At 55.8% G+C, this 25,670-nt stretch carries 26 protein-coding genes and 1 riboswitch; of the genes, 7 read left to right on the forward strand and 19 right to left on the reverse strand.

Annotation, left to right across the window (positions count from 1 at the left end; translation table 11 throughout):
* Positions 1 to 116: 116 nt before the first annotated feature.
* From ACRZ9U_RS16945 to glyA, 5 genes are all read right to left on the reverse strand, one after another.
* Positions 117 to 539 (reverse strand): universal stress protein, encoded by a 423-nt coding sequence (locus ACRZ9U_RS16945; RefSeq protein ID WP_170393736.1) that lies wholly within the window; start codon positions 537 to 539, stop codon positions 117 to 119.
* Positions 540 to 614: 75 nt separating this feature from the next.
* Positions 615 to 1,988, reverse strand: coding sequence for an alanine/glycine:cation symporter family protein (locus ACRZ9U_RS16950; protein WP_170393738.1), 1,374 nt, complete (start codon positions 1,986 to 1,988; stop codon positions 615 to 617).
* 25 nt (positions 1,989 to 2,013) lie between these two features.
* Positions 2,014 to 2,958 (reverse strand): lipoyl synthase, encoded by a 945-nt coding sequence (gene lipA, locus ACRZ9U_RS16955; RefSeq protein ID WP_170406893.1) that lies wholly within the window; start codon positions 2,956 to 2,958, stop codon positions 2,014 to 2,016.
* A gap of 14 nt (positions 2,959 to 2,972) precedes the next feature.
* A complete protein-coding gene (lpdA, locus tag ACRZ9U_RS16960; RefSeq protein WP_480902464.1) occupies positions 2,973 to 4,352 on the reverse strand; it encodes a dihydrolipoyl dehydrogenase in 1,380 nt (459 codons plus the stop codon).
* A gap of 11 nt (positions 4,353 to 4,363) precedes the next feature.
* Positions 4,364 to 5,617, reverse strand: coding sequence for a serine hydroxymethyltransferase (gene glyA, locus ACRZ9U_RS16965; protein ID WP_170406900.1), 1,254 nt, complete (start codon positions 5,615 to 5,617; stop codon positions 4,364 to 4,366).
* 147 nt (positions 5,618 to 5,764) lie between these two features.
* Between glyA and ACRZ9U_RS16970 the strand changes: the two genes are divergently transcribed.
* The 4 genes from ACRZ9U_RS16970 to ACRZ9U_RS16985 all read left to right on the forward strand — a co-directional run bounded on the left by ACRZ9U_RS16970 (position 5,765) and on the right by ACRZ9U_RS16985 (position 8,827).
* Positions 5,765 to 6,367 (forward strand): helix-turn-helix domain-containing protein, encoded by a 603-nt coding sequence (locus ACRZ9U_RS16970; RefSeq protein WP_170393747.1) that lies wholly within the window; start codon positions 5,765 to 5,767, stop codon positions 6,365 to 6,367.
* Between the two features lie 62 nt (positions 6,368 to 6,429).
* Positions 6,430 to 7,389, forward strand: a complete 960-nt coding sequence (locus ACRZ9U_RS16975) for a dihydrodipicolinate synthase family protein (protein ID WP_170406903.1) — start codon at positions 6,430 to 6,432, stop codon at positions 7,387 to 7,389.
* A complete protein-coding gene (locus ACRZ9U_RS16980; protein WP_170406906.1) occupies positions 7,380 to 8,312 on the forward strand; it encodes a 4-hydroxyproline epimerase in 933 nt (310 codons plus the stop codon). Before ACRZ9U_RS16975 ends, ACRZ9U_RS16980 begins: the two co-directional genes overlap by 10 nt.
* Entirely contained in the window at positions 8,309 to 8,827 is a 519-nt protein-coding gene (locus ACRZ9U_RS16985) for a putative molybdenum carrier protein (RefSeq protein ID WP_170406909.1), read from the forward strand. The genes ACRZ9U_RS16980 and ACRZ9U_RS16985 overlap by 4 nt, the downstream gene beginning before the upstream one ends.
* Here ACRZ9U_RS16985 and ACRZ9U_RS16990 read toward each other — a convergent pair.
* From ACRZ9U_RS16990 to thiB, 3 genes are read right to left on the reverse strand one after another with little or no spacing between them, the layout of a single operon-like run.
* Positions 8,815 to 9,507: an ATP-binding cassette domain-containing protein gene (locus tag ACRZ9U_RS16990; protein WP_170406911.1), complete on the reverse strand. Its 693-nt coding sequence runs from the start codon at positions 9,505 to 9,507 to the stop codon at positions 8,815 to 8,817. The genes ACRZ9U_RS16985 and ACRZ9U_RS16990 overlap by 13 nt on opposite strands.
* Positions 9,494 to 11,041, reverse strand: a complete 1,548-nt coding sequence (locus ACRZ9U_RS16995; protein WP_170406915.1) for a thiamine/thiamine pyrophosphate ABC transporter permease ThiP — start codon at positions 11,039 to 11,041, stop codon at positions 9,494 to 9,496. The genes ACRZ9U_RS16990 and ACRZ9U_RS16995 overlap by 14 nt, the downstream gene beginning before the upstream one ends.
* Positions 11,017 to 11,997 carry a thiamine ABC transporter substrate binding subunit gene (gene thiB / locus ACRZ9U_RS17000; protein WP_170406919.1) on the reverse strand — a complete coding sequence of 327 codons (981 nt, stop codon included), beginning with the start codon at positions 11,995 to 11,997 and terminating at the stop codon, positions 11,017 to 11,019. The genes ACRZ9U_RS16995 and thiB overlap by 25 nt, the downstream gene beginning before the upstream one ends.
* Before the next feature lie 32 nt (positions 11,998 to 12,029).
* Positions 12,030 to 12,135, reverse strand: a riboswitch (TPP riboswitch).
* 179 nt (positions 12,136 to 12,314) lie between these two features.
* Here thiB and ACRZ9U_RS17005 point away from each other — a divergent pair.
* Positions 12,315 to 12,545, forward strand: a complete 231-nt coding sequence (locus tag ACRZ9U_RS17005; protein WP_170406922.1) for a type II toxin-antitoxin system CcdA family antitoxin — start codon at positions 12,315 to 12,317, stop codon at positions 12,543 to 12,545.
* Positions 12,545 to 12,844, forward strand: coding sequence for a CcdB family protein (locus tag ACRZ9U_RS17010; RefSeq protein WP_170406924.1), 300 nt, complete (start codon positions 12,545 to 12,547; stop codon positions 12,842 to 12,844). Before ACRZ9U_RS17005 ends, ACRZ9U_RS17010 begins: the two co-directional genes overlap by 1 nt.
* Positions 12,845 to 12,914: 70 nt before the next feature.
* On the opposite strand, the gene ACRZ9U_RS17015 is transcribed toward ACRZ9U_RS17010, so the two are convergent.
* The 4 genes from ACRZ9U_RS17015 to ACRZ9U_RS17030 form a co-directional block, all read right to left on the reverse strand.
* Positions 12,915 to 13,325 (reverse strand): universal stress protein, encoded by a 411-nt coding sequence (locus ACRZ9U_RS17015; protein WP_170393765.1) that lies wholly within the window; start codon positions 13,323 to 13,325, stop codon positions 12,915 to 12,917.
* Positions 13,326 to 13,338: 13 nt separating this feature from the next.
* Positions 13,339 to 14,646, reverse strand: coding sequence for a TRAP transporter large permease (locus ACRZ9U_RS17020; protein WP_170393768.1), 1,308 nt, complete (start codon positions 14,644 to 14,646; stop codon positions 13,339 to 13,341).
* Positions 14,647 to 14,806: 160 nt separating this feature from the next.
* Positions 14,807 to 15,856 (reverse strand): TRAP transporter substrate-binding protein, encoded by a 1,050-nt coding sequence (locus ACRZ9U_RS17025; protein ID WP_170393770.1) that lies wholly within the window; start codon positions 15,854 to 15,856, stop codon positions 14,807 to 14,809.
* Between the two features lie 68 nt (positions 15,857 to 15,924).
* Positions 15,925 to 16,425, reverse strand: coding sequence for a TRAP transporter small permease subunit (locus ACRZ9U_RS17030; RefSeq protein WP_170393772.1), 501 nt, complete (start codon positions 16,423 to 16,425; stop codon positions 15,925 to 15,927).
* A gap of 628 nt (positions 16,426 to 17,053) precedes the next feature.
* Between ACRZ9U_RS17030 and ACRZ9U_RS17035 the strand changes: the two genes are divergently transcribed.
* Positions 17,054 to 18,523, forward strand: coding sequence for an aminotransferase-like domain-containing protein (locus ACRZ9U_RS17035; RefSeq protein WP_255612214.1), 1,470 nt, complete (start codon positions 17,054 to 17,056; stop codon positions 18,521 to 18,523).
* A gap of 310 nt (positions 18,524 to 18,833) precedes the next feature.
* Here ACRZ9U_RS17035 and ACRZ9U_RS17040 read toward each other — a convergent pair whose 3' ends face one another.
* From ACRZ9U_RS17040 to ACRZ9U_RS17070, 7 genes are all read right to left on the reverse strand, one after another.
* Complete coding sequence (locus ACRZ9U_RS17040) at positions 18,834 to 20,108, reverse strand: hypothetical protein (protein ID WP_170406931.1); 1,275 nt, start codon at positions 20,106 to 20,108, stop codon at positions 18,834 to 18,836.
* Positions 20,109 to 20,154: 46 nt separating this feature from the next.
* Entirely contained in the window at positions 20,155 to 20,397 is a 243-nt protein-coding gene (locus tag ACRZ9U_RS17045) for a hypothetical protein (protein ID WP_170393778.1), read from the reverse strand.
* Between the two features lie 144 nt (positions 20,398 to 20,541).
* A complete protein-coding gene (locus tag ACRZ9U_RS17050; protein ID WP_170406934.1) occupies positions 20,542 to 21,771 on the reverse strand; it encodes an AGE family epimerase/isomerase in 1,230 nt (409 codons plus the stop codon).
* 170 nt (positions 21,772 to 21,941) lie between these two features.
* A complete protein-coding gene (locus ACRZ9U_RS17055; protein ID WP_170406937.1) occupies positions 21,942 to 22,973 on the reverse strand; it encodes a putative sulfate exporter family transporter in 1,032 nt (343 codons plus the stop codon).
* 69 nt (positions 22,974 to 23,042) lie between these two features.
* On the reverse strand, positions 23,043 to 24,050 hold the full coding sequence (pta, locus tag ACRZ9U_RS17060; protein ID WP_170406940.1) for a phosphate acetyltransferase: 1,008 nt from the start codon (positions 24,048 to 24,050) through the stop codon (positions 23,043 to 23,045).
* Positions 24,051 to 24,244: 194 nt separating this feature from the next.
* Positions 24,245 to 24,955 (reverse strand): aspartate/glutamate racemase family protein, encoded by a 711-nt coding sequence (locus ACRZ9U_RS17065; RefSeq protein ID WP_170406943.1) that lies wholly within the window; start codon positions 24,953 to 24,955, stop codon positions 24,245 to 24,247.
* Positions 24,952 to 25,656 carry a GntR family transcriptional regulator gene (locus tag ACRZ9U_RS17070; RefSeq protein ID WP_170406946.1) on the reverse strand — a complete coding sequence of 235 codons (705 nt, stop codon included), beginning with the start codon at positions 25,654 to 25,656 and terminating at the stop codon, positions 24,952 to 24,954. The genes ACRZ9U_RS17065 and ACRZ9U_RS17070 overlap by 4 nt, the downstream gene beginning before the upstream one ends.
* Between the last annotated feature and the right edge of the window lie 14 nt (positions 25,657 to 25,670).

Consider the following 25,670-nt stretch of genomic DNA (forward strand, 5'->3'; position numbering starts at 1 on the left):
AAGGATACTGAACAGGCATCTCCCATCCCGCAAAATCAACCAACTTACCCCCCAACTCAACATGCAAAGCGTAAAGAGGCGTGCGTTTTAATTCGGTCATCAGACTAACCTTTCAATCAGCGGGACTGGTCGCGAACAACCGTGACGGTGCAATGCGCGTTGCGCACGACACGGGCCAGGTTCGGGCCAATCTCGTAGTTCGGAAAATCGCCTTTGGTCGAAGCCATAACGATCAGATCAAAGCCCTCTTTGTAGGCGAGCTTCAGTATCTCACGATAGACGCTGCCTTCTTCGATATGGATCGCCACATCAGATGCACCGTTGTGATCCAGTATGGCCTGCACCGCATTGCGCACGTGGTCTTTTGCGCCTGCGCCATAGTTGGCGGGCAGGTTCGGCAACTGGATGATCTCAGGAATGACGGCAATCGCGTGCAATTCGGCACCGTAGAACTTTGCTTGTTCTTGTGCGAGCGGCAGGGCGTTCTTCCACGAACGGTCGTCGGTGTGATCAATCGGCAGCAGGATTTTCGTGGCCATCACGTCTCTCCTCGAGAAATGGAATTCTGTTTGAAGCCGGGGGGCCGGGATGGCCCCCCGTATTTTCATCCGAGATTATTCGGCGGGTGTGCCGCCTGGCTCCTCGGACTTGCCACCTGAGGCAAAGAACTCTTTCGTCAGTTTGAAGACGATCGGGCTCAGCAGCGCCAGGGCGATCAGGTTCGGAATGGCCATCATCGCGTTCAGCGTATCGGCCAGCAGCCAGATGAAGCCCAGATCCGCTGTTGCGCCAAAATAGATCATGACGATCCACAGGACGCGGTATGGCATCAGGGATTTCACGCCTAGCAGGAACTCAACACATTTCTCGCCATAGAAGGACCAGCCTAAAATGGTGGTAAAGGCAAAGATCGACAGAGCGATGGCGATCAGATACCCACCGATACCCGGCAGCGACAGTTCGAACGCGTGACTGGTTAGTGCTGCACCGGATTCACCCGATGTCCAGGCACCCGACGAGATGATAGCAAGACCGGTGATGGTGCAGACGATGATCGTGTCGATGAACGTACCCAACATCGCGATCAGGCCCTGGTTGACCGGACCTTTGGTCTCGGCTGCGGCGTGTGCGATCGGAGCGGAACCCAGACCGGCTTCGTTCGAGAAGACACCACGTGCCACACCAAAGCGGATCGCGGCCCAAACGGCAGCACCCGCGAAACCACCTTCGGCGGCCGACGGGGTGAAGGCGTAGGTGAAAACAAGCGACAGAGCGGAGCCGATGTTACCGATGTTGATCAGTAGAACCAGCAGGCCTGCGACGATGTAGGCAATCGCCATGAACGGAACCAGTTTACCTGCAACCGCACCGATGCGGGTGATGCCGCCCAGGATCACGGCCGCGGTCAGAACCATCAGGACAACGCCGGTAACCGAAGTGTTCAGGCCGAAGTTCGACTCCAGAACCTGTGCAACACCATTGGCCTGTACACCGTTGCCGATGCCGAACGCCGCGATTGCGCCGAACAGAGCAAATGCAACACCCAGCCAGGCCCATTTCGCGCCGAGGCCATTTTTGATGTAGTACATCGGGCCGCCTACATAGTTACCAAGCTCGTCTTTTTCGCGGTATTTCACCGCGCAGACAGCTTCGGCATATTTGGTGGCCATGCCCACCAGGGCGGTCATCCACATCCAGAACAAGGCGCCCGGACCGCCCAGGAAGACAGCAGTGGCCACACCAGCGATGTTGCCCGTACCGATAGTCGCAGATAGCGAGGTCATCAGTGCGTTGAATGGGCTGATCTGGCCCTCGCCCTGACCTTCGCGGCCTTTGAACAGCAGGCTGAAGCCTGTGCCAATGCGCAGGATCGGCATGAACTTCAGGCCGACCTGCAGGAAGAAGCCAACGCCGAGAATGAGAACCAGCATCAGCGGCCCCCACACGACGCCATTGATGGCCCCTACGATTGAATTTAACGCTTCCATGGATTCCCTCCCATTTGCGTTAGGTTTATGCCCTGTTCGCCAAAGCCCGCTGGCGGGCCTGCTTGAGGGCGGCAAAGTCTTCGTCCGCGTGGAACGATGATCGGGTCAGCGGCGTTGCCGACACGTGCAAAAAGCCCTTGGAACGCGCGATCTGTTCCAGTTGGGCAAATTCTTCCGGTGTCCAGAACCGGTCAATCGGATGGTGTTTAGGGGTCGGTTGCAGATATTGGCCGACGGTTAAGAAATCGACATTGGCCGCGCGCAGGTCGTCCATGACCTGACGGACATCGTCCAGACTTTCGCCAAGCCCGACCATCAGGCCAGATTTGGTAAAAAGCTCCGGGTTCGCGCGTTTGGCATCATCCAGCAGACGCAGCGAGGTGTAATAGCGTGCACCCGGTCGCACAGTTGGATAAAGGTGCGGCACAGTTTCCAGATTGTGGTTGAAAACGTCCGGCGCCGCTTCAAATACGATCTCTGACGCAGTGCCTTTTCCAAGAAAATCGGGTGTCAGAACCTCGACAGTCGTACCGGGGTTCTGATGGCGCACGGCACGGATGGTCTGAGCGATATGCTCGGCCCCACCATCTGCTAGATCATCGCGATCGACCGAGGTGATCACCACATGAAGCAGGCCCAGTTTCTTGACGGCGGCGGCGACTCGCCCGGGTTCAAACACATCCAGAGCATCCGGGCGACCCGTTGAGACATTGCAGAACGAACAACCCCGCGTGCAAACCTCACCCATGATCATCATGGTGGCGTGGCGCTTGGACCAGCATTCGCCGATATTGGGGCAGGCGGCTTCTTCGCAGACCGTCGCCAGATCATGCTCGCGCATGAGGCGTCGTGTTTCATAGTATTCAGCGCTGTCGCCCTTTTTCTTGCGAATCCACTTGGGCTTGCGCGGGATGACACTGTCGGCCTTTTTGGCTTTTTCCGGGTGGCGAGGGCGAAGCTGGATGGTCATCTGGCTGGTCTCCCTTATGCGTGGATCGCGCGGCCCAAGGCGTCGAGGCAGGCTTCTTTGACGGCCTCGCCCATGGCCGGGTGCGCATGGCAGGTTGCAGCGACTTCGGACACCGTTGCGCCCTTTGTCATCGCCAGAACCAGTTCAGCGATTAGATCGCCGCCATGGGCTCCGCATATATGCGCACCCAGGATCTGGCCGTTCGGGTCTGCCAGAACCTTCACTGCACCGTCTGTTTCACCGGTCGAACGCGCGCGCGAGTTCGCCATGAAGGCGAATTTGCCGACCGAATACTCGGCACCGGATTCTTTCAGTGCTTCTTCGGTCAAACCAACCGAGGCGACTTCGGGGTCGGTGTACACCACGCCGGGAACAGTGTTGTAATCGACGTGGCCAGCTTCGCCTGCCAGCATTTCTACACAGGCGACACCATCTTCTTCGGCCTTGTGCGCCAGCATAGGTCCGGGAACGCAATCACCGATGGCGTAGATGCCCGGGACAGATGTCTGAAATGCGCCATCAACTTCAATGAAACCGCGTTGGTTCACGGCCACGTCCAGCTCTTCCAAGCCAAGGCCACGTGTGACTGGGCGGCGACCCACGGCGATCAACACCTTGTCGGCCTCGATCACTTCTTCTTTGTCCTTGCCGACGCGGTCCACAGTTAGTGTCAGACCAGTATCCGTTTTGTCGACGGATTTCAGTGCCCGGCCCAGCTGGAATTTAAGGCCACGTTTTGACAGCGCGCGTTGCGCCAGTTTGGCAATTTCACCATCCATGCCGGGCAGCACGCGGTCCAGATATTCGACGACCGTAACTTTAGCTCCGAGACGCGCCCAAACTTGCCCAAGTTCCAGTCCGATGACACCGGCACCGATCACCACCAGATGCTCGGGCACACTCTCCAGCGCAATCGCGCTCGTCGAACTGAGGATATCTTGCTCGTCAATCTCAATTCCTGGCAACGGAGTAGGTTCGGAACCAGTGGCAATGAGGATGTTCTTGGCCTCATGGACTTCGTCACCTACCTTGACCTGACCAGCGGCCGGAATACTGGCCCACCCTTCGATCAGATCAACGCCGTTTTTCTTGAACAAAAACGCAATGCCCTTGGTCAGGTCGCCTACGATCTTGTCCTTGCGTCCCATCATTGCGGGCACATCGATGCTGGCCCCCTCGACCGCAATACCGTGGGAGGAGAGATGTGCAAGTTCGGCATATTTGGCCGAGGAGGTCAGCAACGCTTTGGAGGGTATGCACCCCACATTCAAACAGGTCCCGCCAAGCGCACTGCGGCCTTCAACGCAAGCGACTTTCAGGCCCAGCTGTGCCGCGCGGATCGCGGCGACATAGCCGCCCGGACCGCCCCCGATGACAATAAGATCGTAAGTCATTTGGTCTTCTTTCAGTAGATCGGGTGGCTTGTGCAGAGCGCGCGGACCTTTTCACGGGTTTCCTTTTCGACGGTCTCGTCACCGTCAGACGATTGTGCCAGCGCGTCGAGCACATCACCGATCATGTGGCCAATCTGTTTGAACTCTTCTGGTCCAAACCCACGGCTGCAGCCTGCGGCCGTACCAAGACGGATGCCGCTGGTGACAGTGGGCTTTTCGGGATCACCCGGAACGCTGTTTTTGTTGCAGGTGAATCCTGCACGCTCTAGCGCCGCTTCGGCGTCTTTGCCGGTTACGCCGACTGGGCGCAGATCAACCAGCATAAGGTGGTTTTCAGTGCCACCCGAAACGATGTCACACCCGCGCGCCATCATCACGTTGGCCAGGGCCGAGGCACTGTCGACAACGCGCTGCATATATTCTTTGAATTCAGGCTGCAGCGCTTCACCAAAGGCGACTGCCTTGCCCGCAATCACATGCATCAGGGGGCCGCCCTGCAGACCCGGGAAAACAGCCGAGTTGATCTTTTTTGCCAGCGCTTCATCGTTTGTAAGAATAATCCCACCGCGCGGACCGCGTAGCGTCTTGTGCGTAGTCGACGTAACAATGTGTGCGTGCCCGATGGGCGAGGGATGCAGGCCGGTCGCAACCAAGCCGGCGATGTGGGCCATGTCTGCCAGAAGCCATGCGCCAACTTCGTCGGCAATGGCGCGGAAGCGTGCGAAATCGATCTTTTGCGAATAGGCCGATGCGCCTGCAATGATCAGTTTGGGCTTTTCGGCTTTCGCCAATTCTTCAACCTGATCATAGTCAATCAGCCCGGCCTGGGTCAGGCCATATTGAACCGGACGGAACCACTTGCCGGACTGGGCAGGTTTTGCGCCATGGGTCAGGTGACCCCCAGCATCCAACGACATACCAAGAATCGTGTCCCCCGGGCTGAGTAGTGCCAGCTTAACCGCCCCGTTGGCTTGCGCGCCCGAGTGCGGCTGAACGTTTGCATATTCACAGCCAAACAGCTTCTTCAATCGGTCAATGGCTTCGGCCTCAACCTCATCCACATATTCACACCCGCCATAATAGCGGCGACCCGGATAGCCCTCGGCGTATTTGTTTGTAAGTACGGAACCCTGCGCATCGATCACTGCCTGAGAGACGATGTTCTCGGAAGCGATCAGTTCGATCTGTTCAGCTTGGCGTATGCCCTCGCGTGCGATCGATGCAGCGATGACGGGATCAGCCTCGGTGAGCGGTTTTGTGAACATGATCTCCTCCTGTAATCTCGTTTCCAGTGTACGAAATTTTGTTTCCTATAGTGGAATTAATGTACGCAAGGCAACAAAAATTTCATCACAGTAAAGTTGTTTGGCTCGGGGGAAATGAGTAAGCTGTGATAAAACAAGGAGATTCCCATGTCTGAGGACAACCTGAAAGATGGTGCCGGACCGGAAGAACAGGACGAGGGGGCGGCTTTGGGTCGGTCGATCCGGGATGCACGCCGCGCAAAAGGCTGGACATTGGAGGAGGCCGGGCGCGAAGCGGGAATCGGTCGATCAACACTTTCAAAGATCGAAAACAACCAGACACGTCCAAGTTTCGAGATCGTGCGGCGGCTGACACAGGCCTTGGACATGAATACGCCACAGCTGTTCTTGCAGTCCGCCCAATCGGGAATTTCGGGGCGACGTGATTTTACGCCGAAAGGGCAAGGCGAGATAAGAAATACGCCGACCTACATGCACGAATTGCTGTGCTCGGACCTGACCAGTAAGCGAATGCTTCCTTATATCGCGACGATAAAAGCGCGTGACATATCAGAATATGAGAACTGGATCAGGCACACAGGCGAAGAATTCATGTACGTTATCAGTGGCGAGTTGATATTTGTATCCGAGCATTACCGCCCCTTACCGATGAAACCCGGAGATTCTCTGTACTACGATAGCGGTATGGGGCATGGCTGTATTTCTACGAGTAAGGAAGACGCCAGGGTCTTGTGGGTTTCGCTGGAATGACGCGTTAGGCCACGGCGCTTTCGCGCAGAATACCAATACCAACCTGAGCAAACGGATATCTCATGGACCGGACTATTTTCACTGGAACTATGCCTGCCCTTATGACGCCGTGTAAGGCCGACAGGACACCTGACTTTGACGCGCTGGTCAAAAAGGGCAAAGAGATGATTGCGGCCGGCATGTCCGCTGTCGTCTATTGTGGCTCGATGGGGGATTGGCCGCTTCTGACGGATGCCCAACGGATGGAGGGCGTGGAACGACTGGTCGACGCTGGCTTGCCGGTTGTCGTGGGGACGGGTGCCATCAACTCGAATTCCGCTGTGGCGCACGCAGCACATGCACAGAAGGTCGGCGCGGCAGGGTTGATGGTTATCCCTCGGGTTCTGTCACGAGGCTCATCGGTTGCCGCGCAAAAGAACCACTTCAAGGCTATTCTTTCTGCGGCAGCGGACGTGCCTGCGATCATCTACAACAGCCCTGTCTATGGGTTTGCCACTCGTGCGGAATTGTTTTTTGCACTGCGGGCCGAGCATCCGAATTTGGTTGGCTTTAAGGAGTTCGGGGGCAAGAGCGACCTGCGCTATGCCGCAGAACATATCACATCGCAAGACGGTCAGGTCACCTTGATGGTAGGCGTCGATACTGAAGTCTACCATGGGTTTGTGAATTGCGGCGCCACCGGATCGATCACCGGGATAGGAACTGCACTGCCCAAAGAGGCATTGTTGCTTGCGGCGCTTTCGAAAAAGGCAGCAGAGGGACATGCCGAAGCACGGTTGCGTGCGCGCGAACTGGACGAGGCATTTGGCGTTCTGGCAAGTTTTGACGAAGGCACAGACCTTGTTCTTTATTACAAGCATTTGCTGGTGCTGAACGGCGAAGAGGAATACCGCCTGCATTTCAATGAAACCGACGTGTTATCTGACGCCCAGCGAAATTACTGCGAGCAACAGTACAATTTGTTTAAGTCGTGGTTTACCGATTGGGTTCGTCAGGGTGGGGTCATTGCGGAATGCATGTGATTGACAGCCATACCGGTGGAATGCCCACACGGGTCATTCTGGACGGGGGGCCTGATCTGGGTTCAGGATCACTGGCTGAACGCGCCAAGCGACTGGCAACGGAACATGAGCGGTTCTACAAGTCTGTTCTACTGGAGCCGCGCGGCCAGCCCGGCATGGTCGGGGCGCTCCTTGTCGAACCGGTCAGTGCTGATTGCAAAGCGGGCGTGATCTACTTTGACGCGGATGCGGTACTGGGCATGTGCGGCCATGGGACGATCGGGTTGGGCGTAACATTGGCGCGTCTTGGACAGATCGAGGTTGGCGCGCACCGAATCGAAACTCCGGTAGGTGAGGTTAAGATTGATCTGCTGGACGCCAACACCGTGCAGGTCACCAACATTGAAAGCCGCCGCGTTCTTCATTCCGTGACGGTCGAGACTGCAGAGCATGGCACCGTCACCGGCGATGTTGCTTATGGCGGCAATTGGTTCTTCATTGTTGAACCAAGCCCGATCCCGATTGCGCCTGAGAACATTCGCCCGCTGACCGACATGGCTATCGCAATTCGCGAAGCCTGCATTGCGCAAGAAGTTGGCGGGGAAAATGGCGAGCCGGTTGATCATGTGATCTTTCAGGGCACCTCACCGAATGCAGGTATCCATAGCAGAAACTTTGTTCTGTGCCCCGACGATGACTATGACCGTTCGCCTTGCGGCACCGGCAGCTCGGCCCGGCTGGCCTGCCTCGCGGCCAGTCGGCGCTTGTCCGCTGGGGAAGAAATCGTTCAGGAAAGCATCATCGGAAGTTCGTACAGGCTGTCCTATCAGCCGGGGCAGGGCGGGGGCATTGTCCCTCAGCTAACTGGCCAGGCGCATGTGATGGCAGAGGGTAAGCTTTTCTTTGCGCAGAATGATCCGTTTCAATTTGGTATTGCGCGTTGACGCAGGGAGAGGAGCAAGACGGAATCCCATTCGGGCGTCGTGTTCAGAAAATCGTATCAGGTGGACAAACCGGCGTAGACACTGCCGCATTGGAGTTTGCCCGCGCAAACGGCATCCCTTTCGGTGGCTGGGTGCCGAAGGGTCGAACGAATGAGGATGGGTTGATTCCGGCGCATCTCAGCGGGCTTGTTGAAACGAAGTCTGAAGATGTCGCTGAACGGACAAGGCTCAACGTCTTTGCCAGTGACGCCACGCTTGTTTTTATCGACGGATCAGACAGTCCCGGCACGCGGAAAACGGTAGAGTTTGCAGTTGATGCTGAAAAACCGCATCTGGTGGTGGATATAAGAAAAGGAAAGGCCGATTGCGCGCAACAGATGCGGGATTGGTTGAGCGCCAACCCTGTCACTGTTCTGAACATTGCAGGCCCGCGCGCTTCTGAGGCCCCCGAGATTGGCCCGCGCGTGCGCAAGGTACTGGACAACTGTCTGGATCAGTTTGTTCAGCCCAAGTAATCGCGCAGTGCTGGCGGAGGATTGTTGAAGAGTGTCTCGGTCTCAGCAGGTGGATGTGCGATTTGATCCGCAACCAATACGGTTTGGTCGGTTATCCGAAGCGCATCCCGTGGGTCGTGGCTGACCATAAGCAGGGTGGTTTTGGTCTCGGCGACTAATTCAGCGACCAGATCGAGCATCTCAGTTTTCAAGGCAGGGCCAAGGGCGGCGAAAGGTTCGTCGAGCAATAACACCTGACGCTTTTGCACAAGGATCCTCGCCAGCGCCACGCGGCTTTGCTGACCTCCTGACAATTCGGCGGGCTTTCTGGCCGCCATTCCCTGCAGGCCAACGCGGCCGAGGGCCGATTGAATGTGGTGTTGGTCGTCTGCAGTCAAACCTCCATTGGGCCTTAGGCCCAGGGCGACATTCTGTTCGGCGCTCAGGTGAGGAAACAGGTTTCCGTCCTGAAACAGCATTGCCATCGGTCGACTGCCTGGTGGTAATGTCGATAGGTCATGATCCTTCCAGTGGATGTGCCCACTTCTCAGGTCTCGAAAACCGGCGATAGTTTCAAGAAGTGTTGATTTTCCCGCCCCCGACGGACCGATGATCGCAACGCTGGATCCGGCCTTGACCTCAAGGTCAGCGCTTAATTGGAAATCGCCATTTGCGATGATACAATTGTCAAGCTTCAGCATGCCAGCGACCCCCTCGATCCAGAACCCAGAAAACACCCATCGATAGTATAAGCAGCAGCAGCGCGCCTCCTGCTGCTGCCTGCATCTGGTAGGCGCCCATCAGGCGGTAGATTTGCAGGGGCAGCGTTGCGATCTGCGCATCTGCAAACAGGGCGATCACACCCAGATCACCCATCGACAGTGCTGCGGTCAGGCCCGCGGCAAAGCCAATTTGGGGCCGCAGGCGCGGAAGCATGACACGCAGGAAAAAGGACCAGTTGTTCATGTTCAGGGCCAACGCCAACCGCCCGTGCCGTTCCAACACATCGCGCGCTGCGGGAACCAAAATTCGAAGGGCGAAGGGCAAGGCCATGACCGCGTTCACAAGCGCGGTTACCGGCAACGCAAGAGTTGTCGGATTGGCCAGCGGGCGGATCAGAATAAAGAGACCCGTACCAATGACCAGGGGCGAGGCGGCGAGGCCAAGAAGTCCGCCAAGTTCGACGATGCCGAACCGGCCTGTCGCGACGGCTGTCGCCATGGGCAGTGCCAGCAGTAATAGGAGCATGGTACTGGCGGCGGCAACACAGATTGAAATTATAGCGGCACGGAACACCAAAACCGGCATCTCAAACAGCCCAGCGATACCCGAAATCGTGACGGATGCCAGAGGTAGCAGCAGGAACGCGGCGGCAGTGATAATCCAAAACGCATCCAACAGCGGTCCTCGGCCATCCCAGCGCCGGATCTCACGATTCAGGCCGGTACCGAACCCGTCGCCGCGCGAGAACTTTAAGGCTGCCAACGCAGCCGCTGCAATCAGGACAAGTTGCAAAGCGGATAATAAGGCGGCGCGCCCTAAGTCAAAATCATATGTAAAGGCCTGATAGATCGCGAGTTCAATCGTGGTGGCGCGCGGCCCTCCACCCAGCGTCAGGGCAACCGCAAAACTGGTCAGGCAAATGGCGAAGATCACGGCCAGCACTCCGGGCAGAATGCGGCGAAGCATTGGCAATTCGATCAAACGGAACATTGCCATTCCTTCGCACCCAAGTTGGGCCGCTAGCCGGAAACGCTCGGCAGGGATCTCCTGCCAACCCTGCAAGATCAGGCGTGTTGCCAGAGGTAGATTAAAAAATACGTGGGCCAGAACGACACCATGCAGCCCATAGATTCGAATGGGCGGCAGGCCGAAATAGCCTAACGCGTCCGAGATCCATCCTGCCCGGCCAAAGACCTGAAGCAATCCCAGAATGGCGACGATGACCGGTAGGATGAAAGGTGCACCCAACAGCGTGATCAGGACTCGCCTGCCGGTGAACCGGCGGCGCGCTAGTGCGCGGGCGACCGGAATAGCCAGACCGGCGCTGAACATTGCAGAGAGCGTCGCCTGGAGCAGGGTAAAGCGTAAGGCAGCCCAGTCGGCGGGACCAAACCCGCCGCCTGCATCTGCCCGCACCGCCACCATGAACAACGTGCCCAATATCAGTGCGGCAACGATGGCCGCCGCACTGACACCGGGGAGTGGGTTTACTGGCTGAGTGCGCCCAACCATTCCGAAAGCGCCTGTTCCCGCGCGATGGCGGCTTGGACCTGATCAAACAGCAGAGACTTCTGAGGGATCGTTAGAGTTTCAAAACCTTCGGGCAGACCGGAAGATGGAGTTACGGCCGGGTACATCCAGTTGGTTGTTGGAATGATCGTCTGAAACGCGTCAGACACCATGAAGTTCAGAAACTGATCTGCCAACTCGGGCTGATCGGAATTGGCTAGCTTGGCCGCAACCTCGACCTGCATATAATGGCCTTCGTCAAAGGCTGCTGCTGCTTTGCTGGCATCTTCCTCGGCAATCAGGTGATAGGCTGGCGAGGTCGTATAGCTTAGAACCATGTCGGCCTCACCTTCAAGGAACAAGCCATATGACTCGGACCAGCCCTTGGTAACCGTCACGATATTGTCAGCAAGGTCAGCCCAGATTTCTTGGGCTTCATCGCCATACGCGGCCTTGACCCACAGCAGAAGACCCAGCCCCGGCGTCGATGAACGCGGATCCTGAATGATGATCTTGATGTCACTATCTGCCAACTCGCGGAAGCTGTTAGGAGCGGCAAAATCTGCATTGTGAACAAATGCAAAGTAACCCCAGTCGTAGGGTGCAAAAACTGTGTCGGTCCACTCGATGGGCAGAGAATACTCGGCAGTGACTGAATGAGGTGCAAACAGGCCGGTTTCTTTAGCTGCCGATATCAAGTTGGTATCCAAACCCAATACAATATCGGCGTCGCTGTTTTCGCCTTCCAGCCGAATGCGTGACAGCAGTGCCGCGCCATCTTCGACGCCGACAAGGTTCAGGTCGCATTCGCATTGCGCTTCAAACGCCTCTTCGACCTTCGGGCCGGGCCCCCAGTCCGAAACGAAGCTGTCGTAAGTATATACGGTCAACGTGGGCTTATCGGCTGCCACAGCCGAAGTCGCAGTCAGTATTCCCGCAGCAATTGCCAGATGTTTCATATCATCCTCCAATGCGGCGAGAGGGTAAGGATGGATGAAACCTGTACCTTTCCCTCCGCCGGTTCTAGCCGGTTCAGGTTCAACGGGTTTGCCAATTGGCATCTCAGCGCGGTCTTTAGCGCACCCCGAGGTAGGGTCGTGATTAGGGGGATGAGAGGACGATTTCAACCGAAATCGTTAGGTTCTCGTTCAATAAGCATTGAGTGAAATACAATAAGAACGAGCCAAGAAGCCAGAGAAGTCCTTTAGGAGATATGCGCATATTTGACGCGCATATAGTATATTGGTATTCTCAGGCACATGGAGGCCAAGACAGAATGAACGCTCAACCACGCAAACCGACCAATCTATCACTTGATAGCGCTTTGCTCACCGAGGCCAGAGCGCTGAACGTGAACCTGTCGCGTGCCGCCGAAGAAGGAGTGCGTGCCGCCGTTGCCGCTGCGAAGGCAGCACAGTGGAGGGCCGAAAACGCGGAGGCACTGCAAAGCTCAAACTCGTATGTTGAACGGCACGGGTTGCCCTTGGACCGCTTTCGTCAGTTCTGATGCCGAAATACGATGTATTCCCCAACCCATCCGGCGATGGCTATCTTCTGGATGTGCAAACCGATCTTTTGAGCGATCTGAATACCCGCATGGTGGTGCCGCTTTTACCAAAAGCACATGCGCCGAAACCAGCGACCCGCCTCAACCCTGAGTTCCTGATAGATGGTGTGCTGGTTGTAATGATGACCCAGTTCATGGCTGCTGTTCCTGTGGGACTCCTCAAATCACCAGTGGGTCATCTGAAAGATGATTTCGAGCAGATCACCGTGGCTGTAGACATGCTGATGCAAGGGTTCTGAACGACAATAGCTGGCCTCATTGGCCAGCCACTTTGCGCGCATAACACCTGTCAGGTGTTATGCTTCTGCTCTACTTGTCGCGCAGTACCACGACACTGCAATGTGCATGACGGACCACACGTGCAGCCGTTGAACCGATCAGATAGTCCGAAAGGCCCGGTTGGTGTGACGCCACCACTATGCAGTCCACTTTGTGTTCTTCGGCCCAATCCAGAATGGAATTTGTTGGATGACCTGTAACAACATGAGTGCCGATCTTCGGAGACTCCATCGATGCGTTCAGTTTGTCCTCAAAATCAGAAACGCTTTTCTGAACCTGCTCGGGTGGAAAGTACGACCCGATATACGAAGGTAGTTCTTCGAGAACGGACAGCACCGATACTGTCCCGCCATCCGACAGCAAGCGGCTTGCTGCATCCAGAGATTTGGCACAGTCGTTGATGTGATCAGGGGCGACTGGAACGAGGATATGGTTATACATCTGTACCTCCGGATTATTTCAGGATGTTGGGCAACCAGGTGGCGATCTGCGGGAAGATGAAGATTAGGGTCAGGCCAACGAACTGGAGTGCCACAAACGGGCCAACCGAATTGTAGACATCCCCCATGCTGACATCCTTGGGCAGAACCCCTTTGATCCAGAACAGCACAAAACCGAACGGAGGTGTCAGGTAAGCGATTTGGATGTTCACGATGAACAGCGCGCCAAACCACAGCTTGTCGATCCCCAATTCGTCGATAATCGGGATGAACAGTGGTGTGCACAGCATGATGATGGCCCAATCATCCATCACCATACCCAGGACGAGGATGATCAGCATCATCATCAGCAGGATGCCGGTTGCACCGCCGGGCATGGAAAGAACCAGATTGGTCAGCAGGTCCTGGCTGCCAAGCGTGTTGAACACATTAAGATAGACAGTGGCACCAATCAGAATCCAAAGCCCCATACCGCTGAGCTTCAAGGTGGACACCAACGATTCCCTCAGCACCTCCCAGGTCAGTTTGCCGTAGATCAGGTTGATGACAAAGGCGCCTGCGGCACCAAATGCGGCAGCTTCCGCCGGTGTTGCGATACCGCCCCAGATGACGCCCAGAACGATGATGATGAGTAAGGCAAACGGCCAGATGCTGAGAACGGCGGTCAGTTTTTCGGTGCGGGTGAATTTCTGATCAGCGGGCAGGGCGGGGCCCAGCTCGGGCTGGATTTTACAACGTACGCCGATGTAGATCGTGTAGAACGTGGCCAGCATCAGGCCGGGTAGCAACCCCGCCATGAACAGGTCACCGATCGAAACCTTGGCCAGCAATCCATAGAAGATGAACGGAACGCTTGGTGGGATCAGAGCACCCAACGCACCGCCTGCCGCGATACAACCGATCGCGATACGGCGATCATATTTGTAGCGCATCATCGAAGGATAGGCGATCTGACCCATCGTGGTGGTCGCCGGTGGTGTGATGCCGGTGATTGCAGCAAAAACAGTACAGACCTGAACTGTACCCATCGCGAGACCACCATGAATGTGGCCGATCAGCTTGTAAACGGCGTCATAGGCCGTTTCGGCTATCCCCGAAAATCTTATGAGTGAGCCCATGAACAAGAACAATGGCACTGTGACCAGTACCGAATTCCAAGGCGTTGAATAGAATGCACTGGGCACGGACAACAGCGCGCGAGGTTCGAAAACCAGGGCAAATAGAACCGCTGTTCCGCCCAAGCCGAACGCAACCGGCAGCCCCATGAAAAGGATCCCAAACAGTATTAAGAAATACAGCGCTGTAATTAGTTCGAGGCTCATGATCTTTAGTTTCCCTACCTAGTGGCCGTTCGCGCGGTCTTTGCCGGGTTGTGTGTCAGCAGTGCTTTTAACACTGACATGCGCCCGTCTGGTCCGCTGGCCCGACGATCAGGCCAGCGAAAGAGTTTTAGCTATATTGGAAAGATGACATTGCGCGGGATTATTGCGCGTTCGCCTTGTCTTCCAGGAACCTCTTGAAGATTTCCACGCCTTTGGCGTTGCCCTCGGATGCGGCTGCAACTTGCGGCCACACTTCGGCAATGGATTTCTCGCGCATACGAGCAACTTCTTCATCGCTCAGCTCGATTACTTCACCACCGGCATCGCGCAGGATTTGAAGCGCTTCTTCGACACCTTCCGCATGCATGCGGCTGGTTTCGAAATAGGTTTCTTCGAAAACACCGTTGATCTTTTCGCGCTGCCAGTCGGTCAGGGCGTTCCAGCTCTGCAGGTTGATGAAGATCTCCTGGTGCTGAGCAGGGTTCCAGCCGGGCATAATCGCATAGTCGATAACTTCCTGGAACGACATGTCATCGATGCCGCCTGTATCCCAGTAGGTGCCTTCGATGGTGCCCAGTTTGATTGCGGTGTAAATCTCACCACCGTTCATCGAGACCGGCGCGCCGCCCATGGTCGAGTGGAAGATGGCCTGGGGTCCACCGGCGCGCATCTTGCGGCCTTCCAGATCTTCCAGTTTTTCGACGCGGAACTTGGTGAACATTGCGTTCGGTCCCTGGTTGGTCCAGCCTGCCCACTGCAGGTTCCGCGCGTTGGCGGCCTCTTGCACGATGTCCCCAACGCGGTAGTCGGGGTTGCCCCACATCACTTCCCACGCTTCTTCGGTGTTGTCGGCGCCCATGGCCATGCCAAACGCCAGCATGCCTTCGGGCATGTCTCCACCATAGACTGAACCCCAGCCCGCGTAGCCATCGGTCAGTCCAGCCGCCGCTGCGCCAAAGGCCTCTGCACCACTGACCAGCGCCCCTGCGGGCTCAACACGGATTTTGACGGTGCCTTCAGTCGCTTTTTCAACTGCTTCAACCCATGGGATCAGACCGTTGTCCCAGCCGGCATCGGTTTGGTCAAATGCGGGCTGGAAGGTCCACTCGGTCACTTCATCCGGCGGCCCATCTTGTGCTACGGCAATGCTTGCGGTCACGGCTATGGCGCCTGCCCACATGGTTGTGTGCACAAACCTGTTTGGTTTCATGTTAATTCCTCCTCGTTAGTGGATCAGTCTATTTTCGTATGTATTTGCAGGCGCCCAGGCCAGCGTGCCTAACTGCGCCCGAAGATCGTTTGCAGATCGCGGAGCAAGTGTTTCAGGACCACCAAGAGAACCATTGCACCGCTGAGTGGGATCGCAAATTTGATCGGATAAATCGGGATCGGAATGGATGTCGGGGTCTTCTGATTAAGCATCAAGGACAGCGATGCGGCTTCGTAACCCTTCCAGATCAATGCGACCAGAAACAGGATTGCAATCGGTGCCGTCAGGACATCCAAAATCGCTTTTGACCGCTTGCTGGCGTTTGCATAAAACAGGTCGAGTTTGACGAAACTGTCATGCTGCAACGCATAGACGCCGCCGGTGCAGGCCAACAACACCATCGCAGCTTGCAATGTGGTGCCGATCCACTGGGAGGGCGCGTTCAGTACATAGCGCATGAATACGTCCGACACGCCAAACGCCATGCAATACAAGATGAGAAACCAGCCGATGCGGCCCATGACTTCTGAGATTGCGCTTGTCAGCTTTTCCAGACCGCGCATCAGCATGCCAACCTCGTTGTGTTTTTCATGGATCTGGTTCTCCCTCAAAAAATCTGTGCGCTGAATTGATGTACCGGACCCTTCGCGTCGGGGTTCGGACGGACATCAGAGAAACGTCTGCTGAATCGCTGTTCACAGAGTCGACGCATATCCCACTCCTGCAAAACCATGCGAACGGTCTCCCTCCCTAGTCGCATCGAACGGCCCGGGTGATCCCTAATTTCGACATGGAACTTCCCGGATCGCTACAGCAAACGCGAAGGAGTTCGACTGAGAAAGATACAGTTGTTTGTAATAATGGGTACAGATTTCATCGCGCCAAGTGACTGTTCGATGCCGCGATTCAGTCCCGCGCGTTAAGATGTTACAAGTTCAACAATGGCAGCGCAGGTTGCTTAAGCACATCTCTGGTCTGTATAAGTACTTTAAAAACATAGCGTTGGCTGAAGTCTCTTTTTTGAGTTATCATCAACCCGCTTTTAGTAAGAGCGCTATTGCTTTCAGTATTGCCAGTACAGAATTGGGGAATTTGGCGTCGTTTCCACTTTGCATGGAGCACTTGAAAACATGGATACAGTTTGCAAATCGCGTCGCAGAATTTGCGACTAGAGCCTGACAGGACATGACACAACGGTTGAGCATCGACAAAACTCAGTCCAGCGGTTTGCGAGATCAGATCGTCTCGCAGATTTCACGACTCATTTTTGAAGGTTTGATGCCGTCTGGACTAAAGCTTGCCTCATGTCGGGGGTTGGCGCGGGATCTCGATGTTTCGATCAATACGGTCGTCGCGGCTTATCGAAAGCTTGAAGAAGAGCAACTGATCGAGGCCCGGCCCCGCTCGGGTTATTATGTCTGCTCTGACGTGGGGATTCGCACGGACGGTGATGCGATTGGGCGAACCAGCACCAGACAGCGCACATCGATTGGCCAGAAACTGAACAAACTGCGCCGCACCGAAGAAATCGAAACCATCCAGCGCCCGAATGACTGGTATAAGTACGACTATCCGTTTGTGTGCAACCAAATCGATGATGGCGCATTCCCGGTTGCGGATTGGCGCGAATGCACTCGGTTGGCCATGAATCGAAAGCACCTGAAAATCTGGTCAGCGGACGGGCTGTACGAGGATTGCTTTGAACTTATCGAGCAGGTCCGGCAGCGCATCCTGCCCCGTCGCGGTATTTTTGAACCCAGCGACTCAATCCTGATCACATTGGGTTCGCAAAACGGGTTGTTTATCACCAGCCTGTTGTTCGGCGGGCGCGATAAAACTGCGGTTATGGAGGATCCGGGATATCCGGATGCACGCAAGATCCTTCAGGCAAATTTTGGGAATGTAAGGTTTCAACCCATTGATAGCGAGGGTTTGATCGTCGATGAACTTCTGCGCGAGGCTGACCTGGTATTCGTAACCCCCAATCGCCAGCACCCAACCACCGTTACGATGTCCGAGCGCCGCCGCAAGGCCTTGCTGCAGGCCGCTGAAGAGTATGATTTTTACATAGTCGAAGACGATTACGAATGCGATGTGGATTACCGGCATTCTACTTTGCTGCCGCTGCGCAGTCTGGATGACACGGATCGACTGATCTATTTGGGCAGCCTTTCCAAAGGTCTTTCACCAGGTTTGCGCCTGGGGTACCTGGCGGCTGCGCCAGAATTTATTGACGCCGCGCGCGATTGCCGGGGCATGATGATGCGCCATCCGCCGATGATCCTTCAGCACACTGCTGCAGCGTTTATCAACTTGGGGTACTATGATGGCTTGTTGCGCAGGGTTCGCCAGAATTATGAGCTGCGCTGGCATCTGGCTGATACGACGATCCGTGAAAAGCTACCCCATTTCCTGAAAACGGGCGAATTTGGCGGAACGGTTTTTGTGCTTTCTGATCCCGAGGCCCGGTTGGATGCCATGACGATATGTCAAGCCGCCCTAAAACGCGGTGTTATTGTGGAGCCGATCGGGCCCTGTTTTTCAAATAAAACCGCAGGGAGATACCACTTTCGTCTTGGCGTCTCGTCAATCCAACCCGGTTCTATCCGAAAAGGGATTGAGCTGTTGTCCGAAGTGATTTCAGACCTACGCGCAACAAACTCGTAATGTACCAGGGCGGGAGGCAAACCAATAGTCCGCAAGCTTAAAAAGATTGATCGATGGTTCAATCTCCGACAGCTGAGTTTTCCCCCCACAGCATACGTGACACCAGGCTGGCTAGAAGGCTCAGGACGTACCAAGTCAACAGAAAGCCGACGCATTCCAGGGCGAATGACCCCCATTTGTAGAATAGGTCAGCAATAACAAAGGCGATAAGTAGCCAGGGGGCTTCCTGCCGCAAGAATGACTTTACGCCTTGTGATTTAATCGCTCTGTGCATGATGTAGATCCCTGAATTATAAATGGTTATAATGTTTTAGACGATAACGGGCGGATGGCGACGTGGTGCGTCATAGCGCTGTTGTGCGAACCAGGTCATGGTTGGTTCGATGTCAGTTTGGGTGTTCCCGCCCTGCAGCGTGTACCCGGCTGCCAGCCAGGTGAAGCCATCATCGGCAACCTCGGCACAGTTGGTGTAGTCGCCCCATTTTCCCAGACCCGGAGTGTCTGTGCCACGTCGAGCGAGGGCCAGCCGCCAAGTCAGATCGATATCGTCGTATGAGCCAACAACATGGCTCGGATGCAAATTCCCACCACCCGCAAAGACCGAAAGCCCTACATCACCAACCCGGTTTACAGCTGTTGAGGGGTAGGCGAACGCGATCTGACTGTTCCAGATATCCGGTTCGTCAATCAATGACATGGTTGCTTCGTCAATGCGGACGGTCCTGACGAAAGGGAGTGGCCTGTTGGTCTGACGATTAGCTGTCCACATAAAGCCCAGAACGCCGCGTCCCAGCCAACCAGCCATAATGCGTGGATCAGTGCGCGACATCCAGTCGCCACCGGTGGTCTGCGCGGAATAATTGCCTGCGGACCAAGGCGTGACATCGATGTCGAATTCATCTACGTCCGAGGCGTTCTCGGCCCATCTGAATACGCGGATCTGCGAGTTCGTGTTGTGGCTGGCAAAGTACATCGCGCCGCGTGCGCCTTGTACGCAGCGCAGAGAGAAGTTGTCTTCTGTTTCGAATATGTCGAATGATAGCGTTGCCGCGGTCGCCAGTTCGTCCAGTGAAATCCGCAGAATGACCGAGCGGGTAAACTGGTTAGCCCCGGCCGAGAACACATTGGTGCCCGCATACATATAGTTTTCGGACAACGAAACGTGATTATAGTCGAACCACTCATTGTTCCACGCGGGATCAAGCCCGGCGGGGGTGAAATCCCAAATGTTCCATGTGTCGTTCCCCAAGGTGCGCCCTTGTTTGACCGCAACCCGCAGTGTGTTGGTGCCCCCCTGTTCGATATATTGAAGCAGCCAGATAAGCAGATCCCGGCTTGGGTCGTAAATCGTGGTCTGGTCGCAGCAAAACCCCCCGTCAACAGGTGGGAACAACGTGAAAGGACTCATGTGAGACCAGCTTTGGCCGCCGTCCAGTGACCGACTTGCATACCAGTTGCCAGTGGCCAGAATCTGACCTCCGTTGCTGGAAACTGTCGGCTCGCCCACAGTAGAGGTTTGGCCGTTAGTATCGAAATCCGTAAGGTTTATTGTGTTGAAAATCCTTGGCTGATGGGTCGAGGGCATAGCAGCCTCCGTAATCTATTCATGTCAAAAAAATGTGCTTAATTGATTAGTAATCCAGTTCCGTCGGATCAGCGTCATTGCCGGATTGATCCGAATTATCTTCTTCCAAAGCAGGCCCGCCCTTTTTGCGAGTTTTTGAGACGCGCTCATCGCGTTCGCTCAGCATTTGCGGGGTCATGAGGCCTGACGCCCCGGCCCGTTCGCTCAGGGCGGAATGGGCCGATGGTTGTGGTCTCACCTCAAGTGTGCCCTTTCGGGTCGTTCGCTTTCCACGTGCTTGATTTGCCATTCAACTCTCCTATCCGTTCGTCAAGAAACGCATCCGAATTCGCAGGTCGTCGGATGGTGTTGAATGTATTTAACATAGCAGATTTACCCCGACTCTTCAATTGAGCCGGCTCGATGCGGGTCTCGCTTTGCTTGAATCCGCGCGCTAAAGCGGCACCATCCGCGATAAGCGCCCCGATAGCGGGAACAGGCAAGCCTGCAATGAATGATAGATATCCGGTTTGCCGTCAAAGATGGATGTCACGATGTCACCGGATTCATCCACCGCCGGGAACCAGCCGCCATGTTGGTGATCCACGAACGTTTCATTCGCAAAGGTCCAGAGTTTTCTGTACCAAATTTCATCCTCTTGCCTTTTATCCAGTGCGATCAGGGCTCCAACCGCACCAATGGCTTCAGCTACTGGCCACCAGAACCGCGACGCATTTGCGACCCGACCCCCAAAATCCAGCGTATATGCCATGCCGCCGCCGGGCAGCCATGCATCCTTGAGGGCCTGCTCAATCAATCGTCGCGATGACTCGGGCGCGCCCGAGTTTGGTCGGCCTGATAAATCCCAATGCTGCAGCTGAAGTCGCCCAAGCTCGAACGAATGGCCCGGGGTCGTGCCCGCGGGACGGAACATCGGGTCACCGGCATAGCCCCGGTCAATCTGCCAATCTGAGGTGAAATGCTCGGGCAAGCGCCAGTTTTCAGCAGGAGCGATCCGGCCGATAAAGAAATCCAGAATACGACCGGCGTGGGTAAGATAGATTTCGTCGCCTGTCGCCTCAAAAGCTGCAAGCAGTGCCTCAACTCCGTGCATATTCGCGTTCATTCCGCGATATGTGGATAACGGCGTCCAATCGCGGTTCCACTCGTCACAGTACAACCCGGCCTCATCATCCCAGAAATGTGTGTCCAAAACATCTCGGACTTCGGTCAGCAGTTTGTCAGCTTCCGGGTGCCCTATCTGTTTTGCGCTTGAGGCAGCGAGCAGAACAAAGACATGCCCGTAGGCAAGCTTGCGATCATCTTTGATGTTGTCGCCATCCAAAGCCCAAAGGTAACCGGCGTGATCCCGGTCTTTGTGGTGGCTGTTGAGGTAGGCCATACCGTGATCGATGATCCGCTCAGCGCCTTGAAATCCAATCAGATGCCCCAGAGCGTAAGAATGCACCAGGCGTGTAGTCGTGTGCAGTTCCTGCAATGTGTTTGGCAGCGGGCTGCCATCATGGTCGAGGATGAAAAATCCTGGCTCGGTCCGACAACTTGCGCTGAAAAACGCCAACTGTCGCATAGCCTGATCTTTCAACCACGTGCGGTGTTCAGATGTATCAAGCCAAAAACCCGGTTCGGAATGCGGGCCAGGTGGCAGAGGCAAGGTGTTGTCCATATTCTTCATCTCGCTTGAGGAATCATTCGGAATCGAACGAAAAAGCGCTGCAAAGCGCCAGTCGCCAATGAACCAAACACCGCGAACGAAGGCAATCGGCAAACCCGCACCGGACTGTCAGGGGTTGCCGTTCAGCCGTCGCAGTTGGCGGAAAACTCTTGGTAACTGCTTCAGGTTAATAGGTTAATCCCGGCCAGAATTACCACGGCGATGAACAACGTCTCCACTATGATGAGGGCGATTGCGGCTGCACCGACCGACAGGATCTGTTTAAGGTTTGTCTTCATCCCAACAGCTGCGATCGCAACAAGCAACAACCATCGAGAGCATTGGCTTAGAAATTCTGAAATCGCTGGCGGGATCAATCCGAATGAGGATGCCGCAGCGAGAACCAGAAATCCTAACACGAATCCCGGCAACAGCGGTGGGCGTTTCCCGTCTGCGTCCATTTCAGCAAAGCCACGAATAATCAGTGAAGCGACCAAAACCACCGGTGCCAGCATCGCCACGCGGAACAATTTGACCAGCGTCGCCGTATCTCCGGTTTGTTCCGAGATCGAAAATCCCGCGCCGACAACCTGAGCCACATCATGGATGGTGCCACCCAGAAACACACCGCCCGCAATATCGTTCATCCCTAATGAGCGTACGAGGATCGGATAGGCGATCATGGCGATGGTGGACAAAACGGTCACGCCCATGACAGTAAAAATCAGACGCTCTTCCGAGCGTTCGTCCTTGGGCAGGATTGCACTGATCGCCATTGCCGCCGATGCACCGCAGATTGCGACCGAACCGGCGGTCAGAAAGGCAAAGCGCCATTTGTGGCCAAAAAAACGAGCTACGGACAGGCCAAATCCTATGGTCAACAGCACTCCGACGATCACAAGGGCAATCAGGTCCCAGCCCAGACCCAGCATCAGGGTCATCGACACGCGCACACCCAGCAAGGCCACGCCAAGGCGCAGAAGTGTGCGTGCGGCGAATCCGATCCCCTCAACGGTTTTTCCTTCTTCGCCCAGAAAGCTGACCGCAATCCCCAAAAGAAGGGCAAGCAGCATGGCCGGGGTAGCATAATGCTCGGACAGGAACTTGGCGGCGACGGCAACGGTTACGGCAATCATGACGCCGGGAAAGAGCGTGCGAACACGCTCCTTGCTCCGCTCGGTGAGGGATAGGGCTGAGGGATCGGCGGACGCCATAACGGATGGTCCTTTGTTTGTAATGAATGGGTCGCGGGCCTGCGCGATAAAGCAGGCCGGCTGCCGAGTTTAGGGTTCGCGCGCCTGCAGGATGGTCACCGCGATGATCTGCGTCACATCTTCCGCGCTGCATCCGCGCGATAGATCATTGGCCGGTTTGGCGAGCCCCTGCAAAACCGGACCGATCGCCAGATAACCGCCCAGCCGTTGAGTCATCTTGTACCCGATATTTCCGGCATCCAGATTTGGGAAAATCTTGACGTTCGACTGACCCGCGACCGAGGACCCGGGGGATTTTCGCTCACCAATCGACGGCACGAAGGCGGCATCAAATTGCAGCTCTCCATCCACATTCAACTCTGGGTGTTTCGCCCGCAGAATTTCTGTCGCGTTGACGACCTTGTCCACCGCTGGGTGTTGGGCGCTGCCTTTTGTTGAGAAACTCAACATCGCGATCTTTGGCTCTTCCTGCAGCAATGCCCGCGCGGACACCGCTGAAGCGGCCGCAATGTTAGCCAGTTCTTCGGATGTCGGATCGATCACCAAGCCGCAATCTGAATAGAGCATGGCGCGAGCGCCCACAGCGGCGGCCTCGGGTGGGTACATCAGGAAGAACGAGGATACCATTCCAGCATCGGGCTTCATCCCGATGACTTGGATGGCAGTTCTGACGACATCGCCCGTGGTATGGACTGCGCCGCCCACGGTCCCGGTTGCGTGGCCCAGCCGTACCAGCATCGCTGCATAGACCAGCGGCGATTCTGCGGCCTTGCGCGCCTTGGCTTCATCGACACCTTTGTGTTTGCGCAGAGAATGATACTCGGCCGCAAAATCGTCAGTCAGTTCCGAATGCGCAGGATCATGGATGGCAATACCGTCCTCGGCTGAGCCACCCTCTGCCGCTAGCGCGGCTTCTACTTCGGCCTTGGGTCCGACGAGAATAATATCTGCCAGACCAGCCTTATGGGCAGCCAATCCTCCGGCAACGATGCGCGGATCGGCGCCTTCGCTCAGCGCAACAACAGGGCGGATTTCCGAGGCGCTGGCGGCCAACAACTCGATCGGTGTTTTCGTCATGCGTCTCGGTTCCTGAACTGTTGTTAAGTGGTGTCAGAACAGGTCACCTTGAGGTTGACGATGGTCGTTTTGGCGCTGTTCCGATTTCGTTTCTTGATTGCTTGGTTCCTGGTCACCGTCAAGCTGTTGCCGATAGGTCCAGAATCGCCATCTGGTTATAGACGACGGCTACTCTGGACTTACGGGTCACTTGATCAGAACCTCGTCGGGTTCAGCCCGGCCTGAAACCAGTTGATGAAGGTGACGATAGAAAACACAGGCAAACCGGTCGCTTGCTGTATGTCCGCCGCGTAAGGGCACATGTTTGTACATTCCAGTACAATTGCACCAAGGTCGGGATTTCCCGCCTGCAGCGCAAGCGCTGCTTCGACATTGTCGTCGCGGGCTTTGTCCACATCCAGCGCCAATGCGTTTCTGAGGATCGCGGTTGTGAATTCGCTGCCGCCTTCGGTGGTGCCAATCGGAGTGCCGTCGGGGACCCGTGCCTTTCGCAGGTGCTCATCTGTAAGTGTTGAGGCAGAGATTGTTAGAATTCCGGCGCGCTTTCCTGCAGGAAGGACACGGTTCACCATATCGACCTGCATCATCGAGGACGTCGCGACCGGCACCGGCACTGCCTCGGCCAATTCATCCTGAAACAGCGAAAGAAAGCCGCAATTGGTGGTGATCCCGTCCACCCCGTCTTTTACAAGCTCCCGAGCCGCATCAATGAACGCTCCAAGCATTCCTTCGGCCCCTTTGCGGACCACAAGATCAGGCGAAGCGTCGCGCACGATGCGATAGAGAACGGGAAACGGCCATGTCTGCGCGTTGCCCATATCACCGGGAATACGCGGAAAATGTGCGTCCAACATCAGGATGCCGACAGATGCGCCGTATATGGATTTTCCGCCCTGCGCGATCATGACTGCGCCTCCTGAATGATGCGGGTCGAGATATCGTCCGACCCTTCCATATAGATGCTTGATATCCCATGGCGCACCGCGTCCTGCACCTGATCCATCCGCTTGTTGATATGGGTGCCCAAAGCCTGCGCGGCCTCATCAGCGTCGCGGTTCATCAAGGCCTGCATGACGCGCTTATGTTCGTCTTTTGAGCGTTGGACCCGGTCCAGACTCATGGAAATCCATCGGATATAGCGAATGCGCTCATTAATCCGCATCAGGGTTTGCAGCAATTCCATGTTGCCAGACAGCCGGGCGATGCCCAGATGAAATGCTTCATCTCGCGTGACGGCCTCTTCAACGGTAAGCCCGGTGATATCGATACCCGTCGCATAAAGTTCGTCGTGAAGCGCCTGCAGTTGTTCTGTGGTGGCCTTGGTGCACGCTGCGCGGACGGCGGCGGTTTCGATGATTTGGCGCAGCTCGAACAGGTCAAAAATGCTTTGGGCATCCAATGGGCGGCAAAAGAAACCCTGTCCCGGGCGGAAGTCGAACAAACGTTCGGCGACCAGCCGGTTCAGTGCTTCGCGCAAAGGGGTGCGGCTGACGCCCAGCTCCTTCGACAGGGCGACTTCGTTCAAACGATCGCCGGGACGCAGGCGGAATGAAACCGCCATGGCCTTCATCTGATCGTAGATATCATCAACGCGTGGACCTGCCATTGGTATTGCCTTTT

The sequence above is a fragment of the Ruegeria sp. D7 genome (assembly GCF_056534355.1).

What these genes read in the sequence shown, in the direction of transcription:
- ACRZ9U_RS17050 (WP_170406934.1), bottom strand. Translation starts at nt 21,771, where the DNA reads ATGGACAACACCTTGCCTCTGCCACCTGGCCCGCATTCCGAACCGGGT.
- ACRZ9U_RS17065 (WP_170406943.1), bottom strand. Translation starts at nt 24,955, where the DNA reads ATGATCGCGCAGGGCGGAAAATCCATATACGGCGCATCTGTCGGCATC.
- ACRZ9U_RS17020 (WP_170393768.1), bottom strand. Translation starts at nt 14,646, where the DNA reads ATGAGCCTCGAACTAATTACAGCGCTGTATTTCTTAATACTGTTTGGG.
- ACRZ9U_RS17010 (WP_170406924.1), top strand. Translation starts at nt 12,545, where the DNA reads ATGCCGAAATACGATGTATTCCCCAACCCATCCGGCGATGGCTATCTT.
- ACRZ9U_RS17005 (WP_170406922.1), top strand. Translation starts at nt 12,315, where the DNA reads ATGAACGCTCAACCACGCAAACCGACCAATCTATCACTTGATAGCGCT.
- ACRZ9U_RS17055 (WP_170406937.1), bottom strand. Translation starts at nt 22,973, where the DNA reads ATGGCGTCCGCCGATCCCTCAGCCCTATCCCTCACCGAGCGGAGCAAG.
- ACRZ9U_RS17045 (WP_170393778.1), bottom strand. Translation starts at nt 20,397, where the DNA reads ATGGCAAATCAAGCACGTGGAAAGCGAACGACCCGAAAGGGCACACTT.
- ACRZ9U_RS17040 (WP_170406931.1), bottom strand. Translation starts at nt 20,108, where the DNA reads ATGCCCTCGACCCATCAGCCAAGGATTTTCAACACAATAAACCTTACG.
- ACRZ9U_RS17030 (WP_170393772.1), bottom strand. Translation starts at nt 16,425, where the DNA reads ATGCTGATGCGCGGTCTGGAAAAGCTGACAAGCGCAATCTCAGAAGTC.
- ACRZ9U_RS16990 (WP_170406911.1), bottom strand. Translation starts at nt 9,507, where the DNA reads ATGCTGAAGCTTGACAATTGTATCATCGCAAATGGCGATTTCCAATTA.
- ACRZ9U_RS16980 (WP_170406906.1), top strand. Translation starts at nt 7,380, where the DNA reads ATGCATGTGATTGACAGCCATACCGGTGGAATGCCCACACGGGTCATT.
- glyA (WP_170406900.1), bottom strand. Translation starts at nt 5,617, where the DNA reads ATGTTCACAAAACCGCTCACCGAGGCTGATCCCGTCATCGCTGCATCG.
- ACRZ9U_RS16970 (WP_170393747.1), top strand. Translation starts at nt 5,765, where the DNA reads ATGTCTGAGGACAACCTGAAAGATGGTGCCGGACCGGAAGAACAGGAC.
- ACRZ9U_RS16945 (WP_170393736.1), bottom strand. Translation starts at nt 539, where the DNA reads ATGGCCACGAAAATCCTGCTGCCGATTGATCACACCGACGACCGTTCG.
- lpdA (WP_480902464.1), bottom strand. Translation starts at nt 4,352, where the DNA reads ATGACTTACGATCTTATTGTCATCGGGGGCGGTCCGGGCGGCTATGTC.
- ACRZ9U_RS17015 (WP_170393765.1), bottom strand. Translation starts at nt 13,325, where the DNA reads ATGTATAACCATATCCTCGTTCCAGTCGCCCCTGATCACATCAACGAC.
- ACRZ9U_RS16975 (WP_170406903.1), top strand. Translation starts at nt 6,430, where the DNA reads ATGGACCGGACTATTTTCACTGGAACTATGCCTGCCCTTATGACGCCG.
- thiB (WP_170406919.1), bottom strand. Translation starts at nt 11,997, where the DNA reads ATGAAACATCTGGCAATTGCTGCGGGAATACTGACTGCGACTTCGGCT.
- ACRZ9U_RS16995 (WP_170406915.1), bottom strand. Translation starts at nt 11,041, where the DNA reads ATGGTTGGGCGCACTCAGCCAGTAAACCCACTCCCCGGTGTCAGTGCG.
- lipA (WP_170406893.1), bottom strand. Translation starts at nt 2,958, where the DNA reads ATGACCATCCAGCTTCGCCCTCGCCACCCGGAAAAAGCCAAAAAGGCC.
- ACRZ9U_RS16950 (WP_170393738.1), bottom strand. Translation starts at nt 1,988, where the DNA reads ATGGAAGCGTTAAATTCAATCGTAGGGGCCATCAATGGCGTCGTGTGG.
- ACRZ9U_RS17025 (WP_170393770.1), bottom strand. Translation starts at nt 15,856, where the DNA reads ATGAAACCAAACAGGTTTGTGCACACAACCATGTGGGCAGGCGCCATA.
- ACRZ9U_RS17070 (WP_170406946.1), bottom strand. Translation starts at nt 25,656, where the DNA reads ATGGCAGGTCCACGCGTTGATGATATCTACGATCAGATGAAGGCCATG.
- pta (WP_170406940.1), bottom strand. Translation starts at nt 24,050, where the DNA reads ATGACGAAAACACCGATCGAGTTGTTGGCCGCCAGCGCCTCGGAAATC.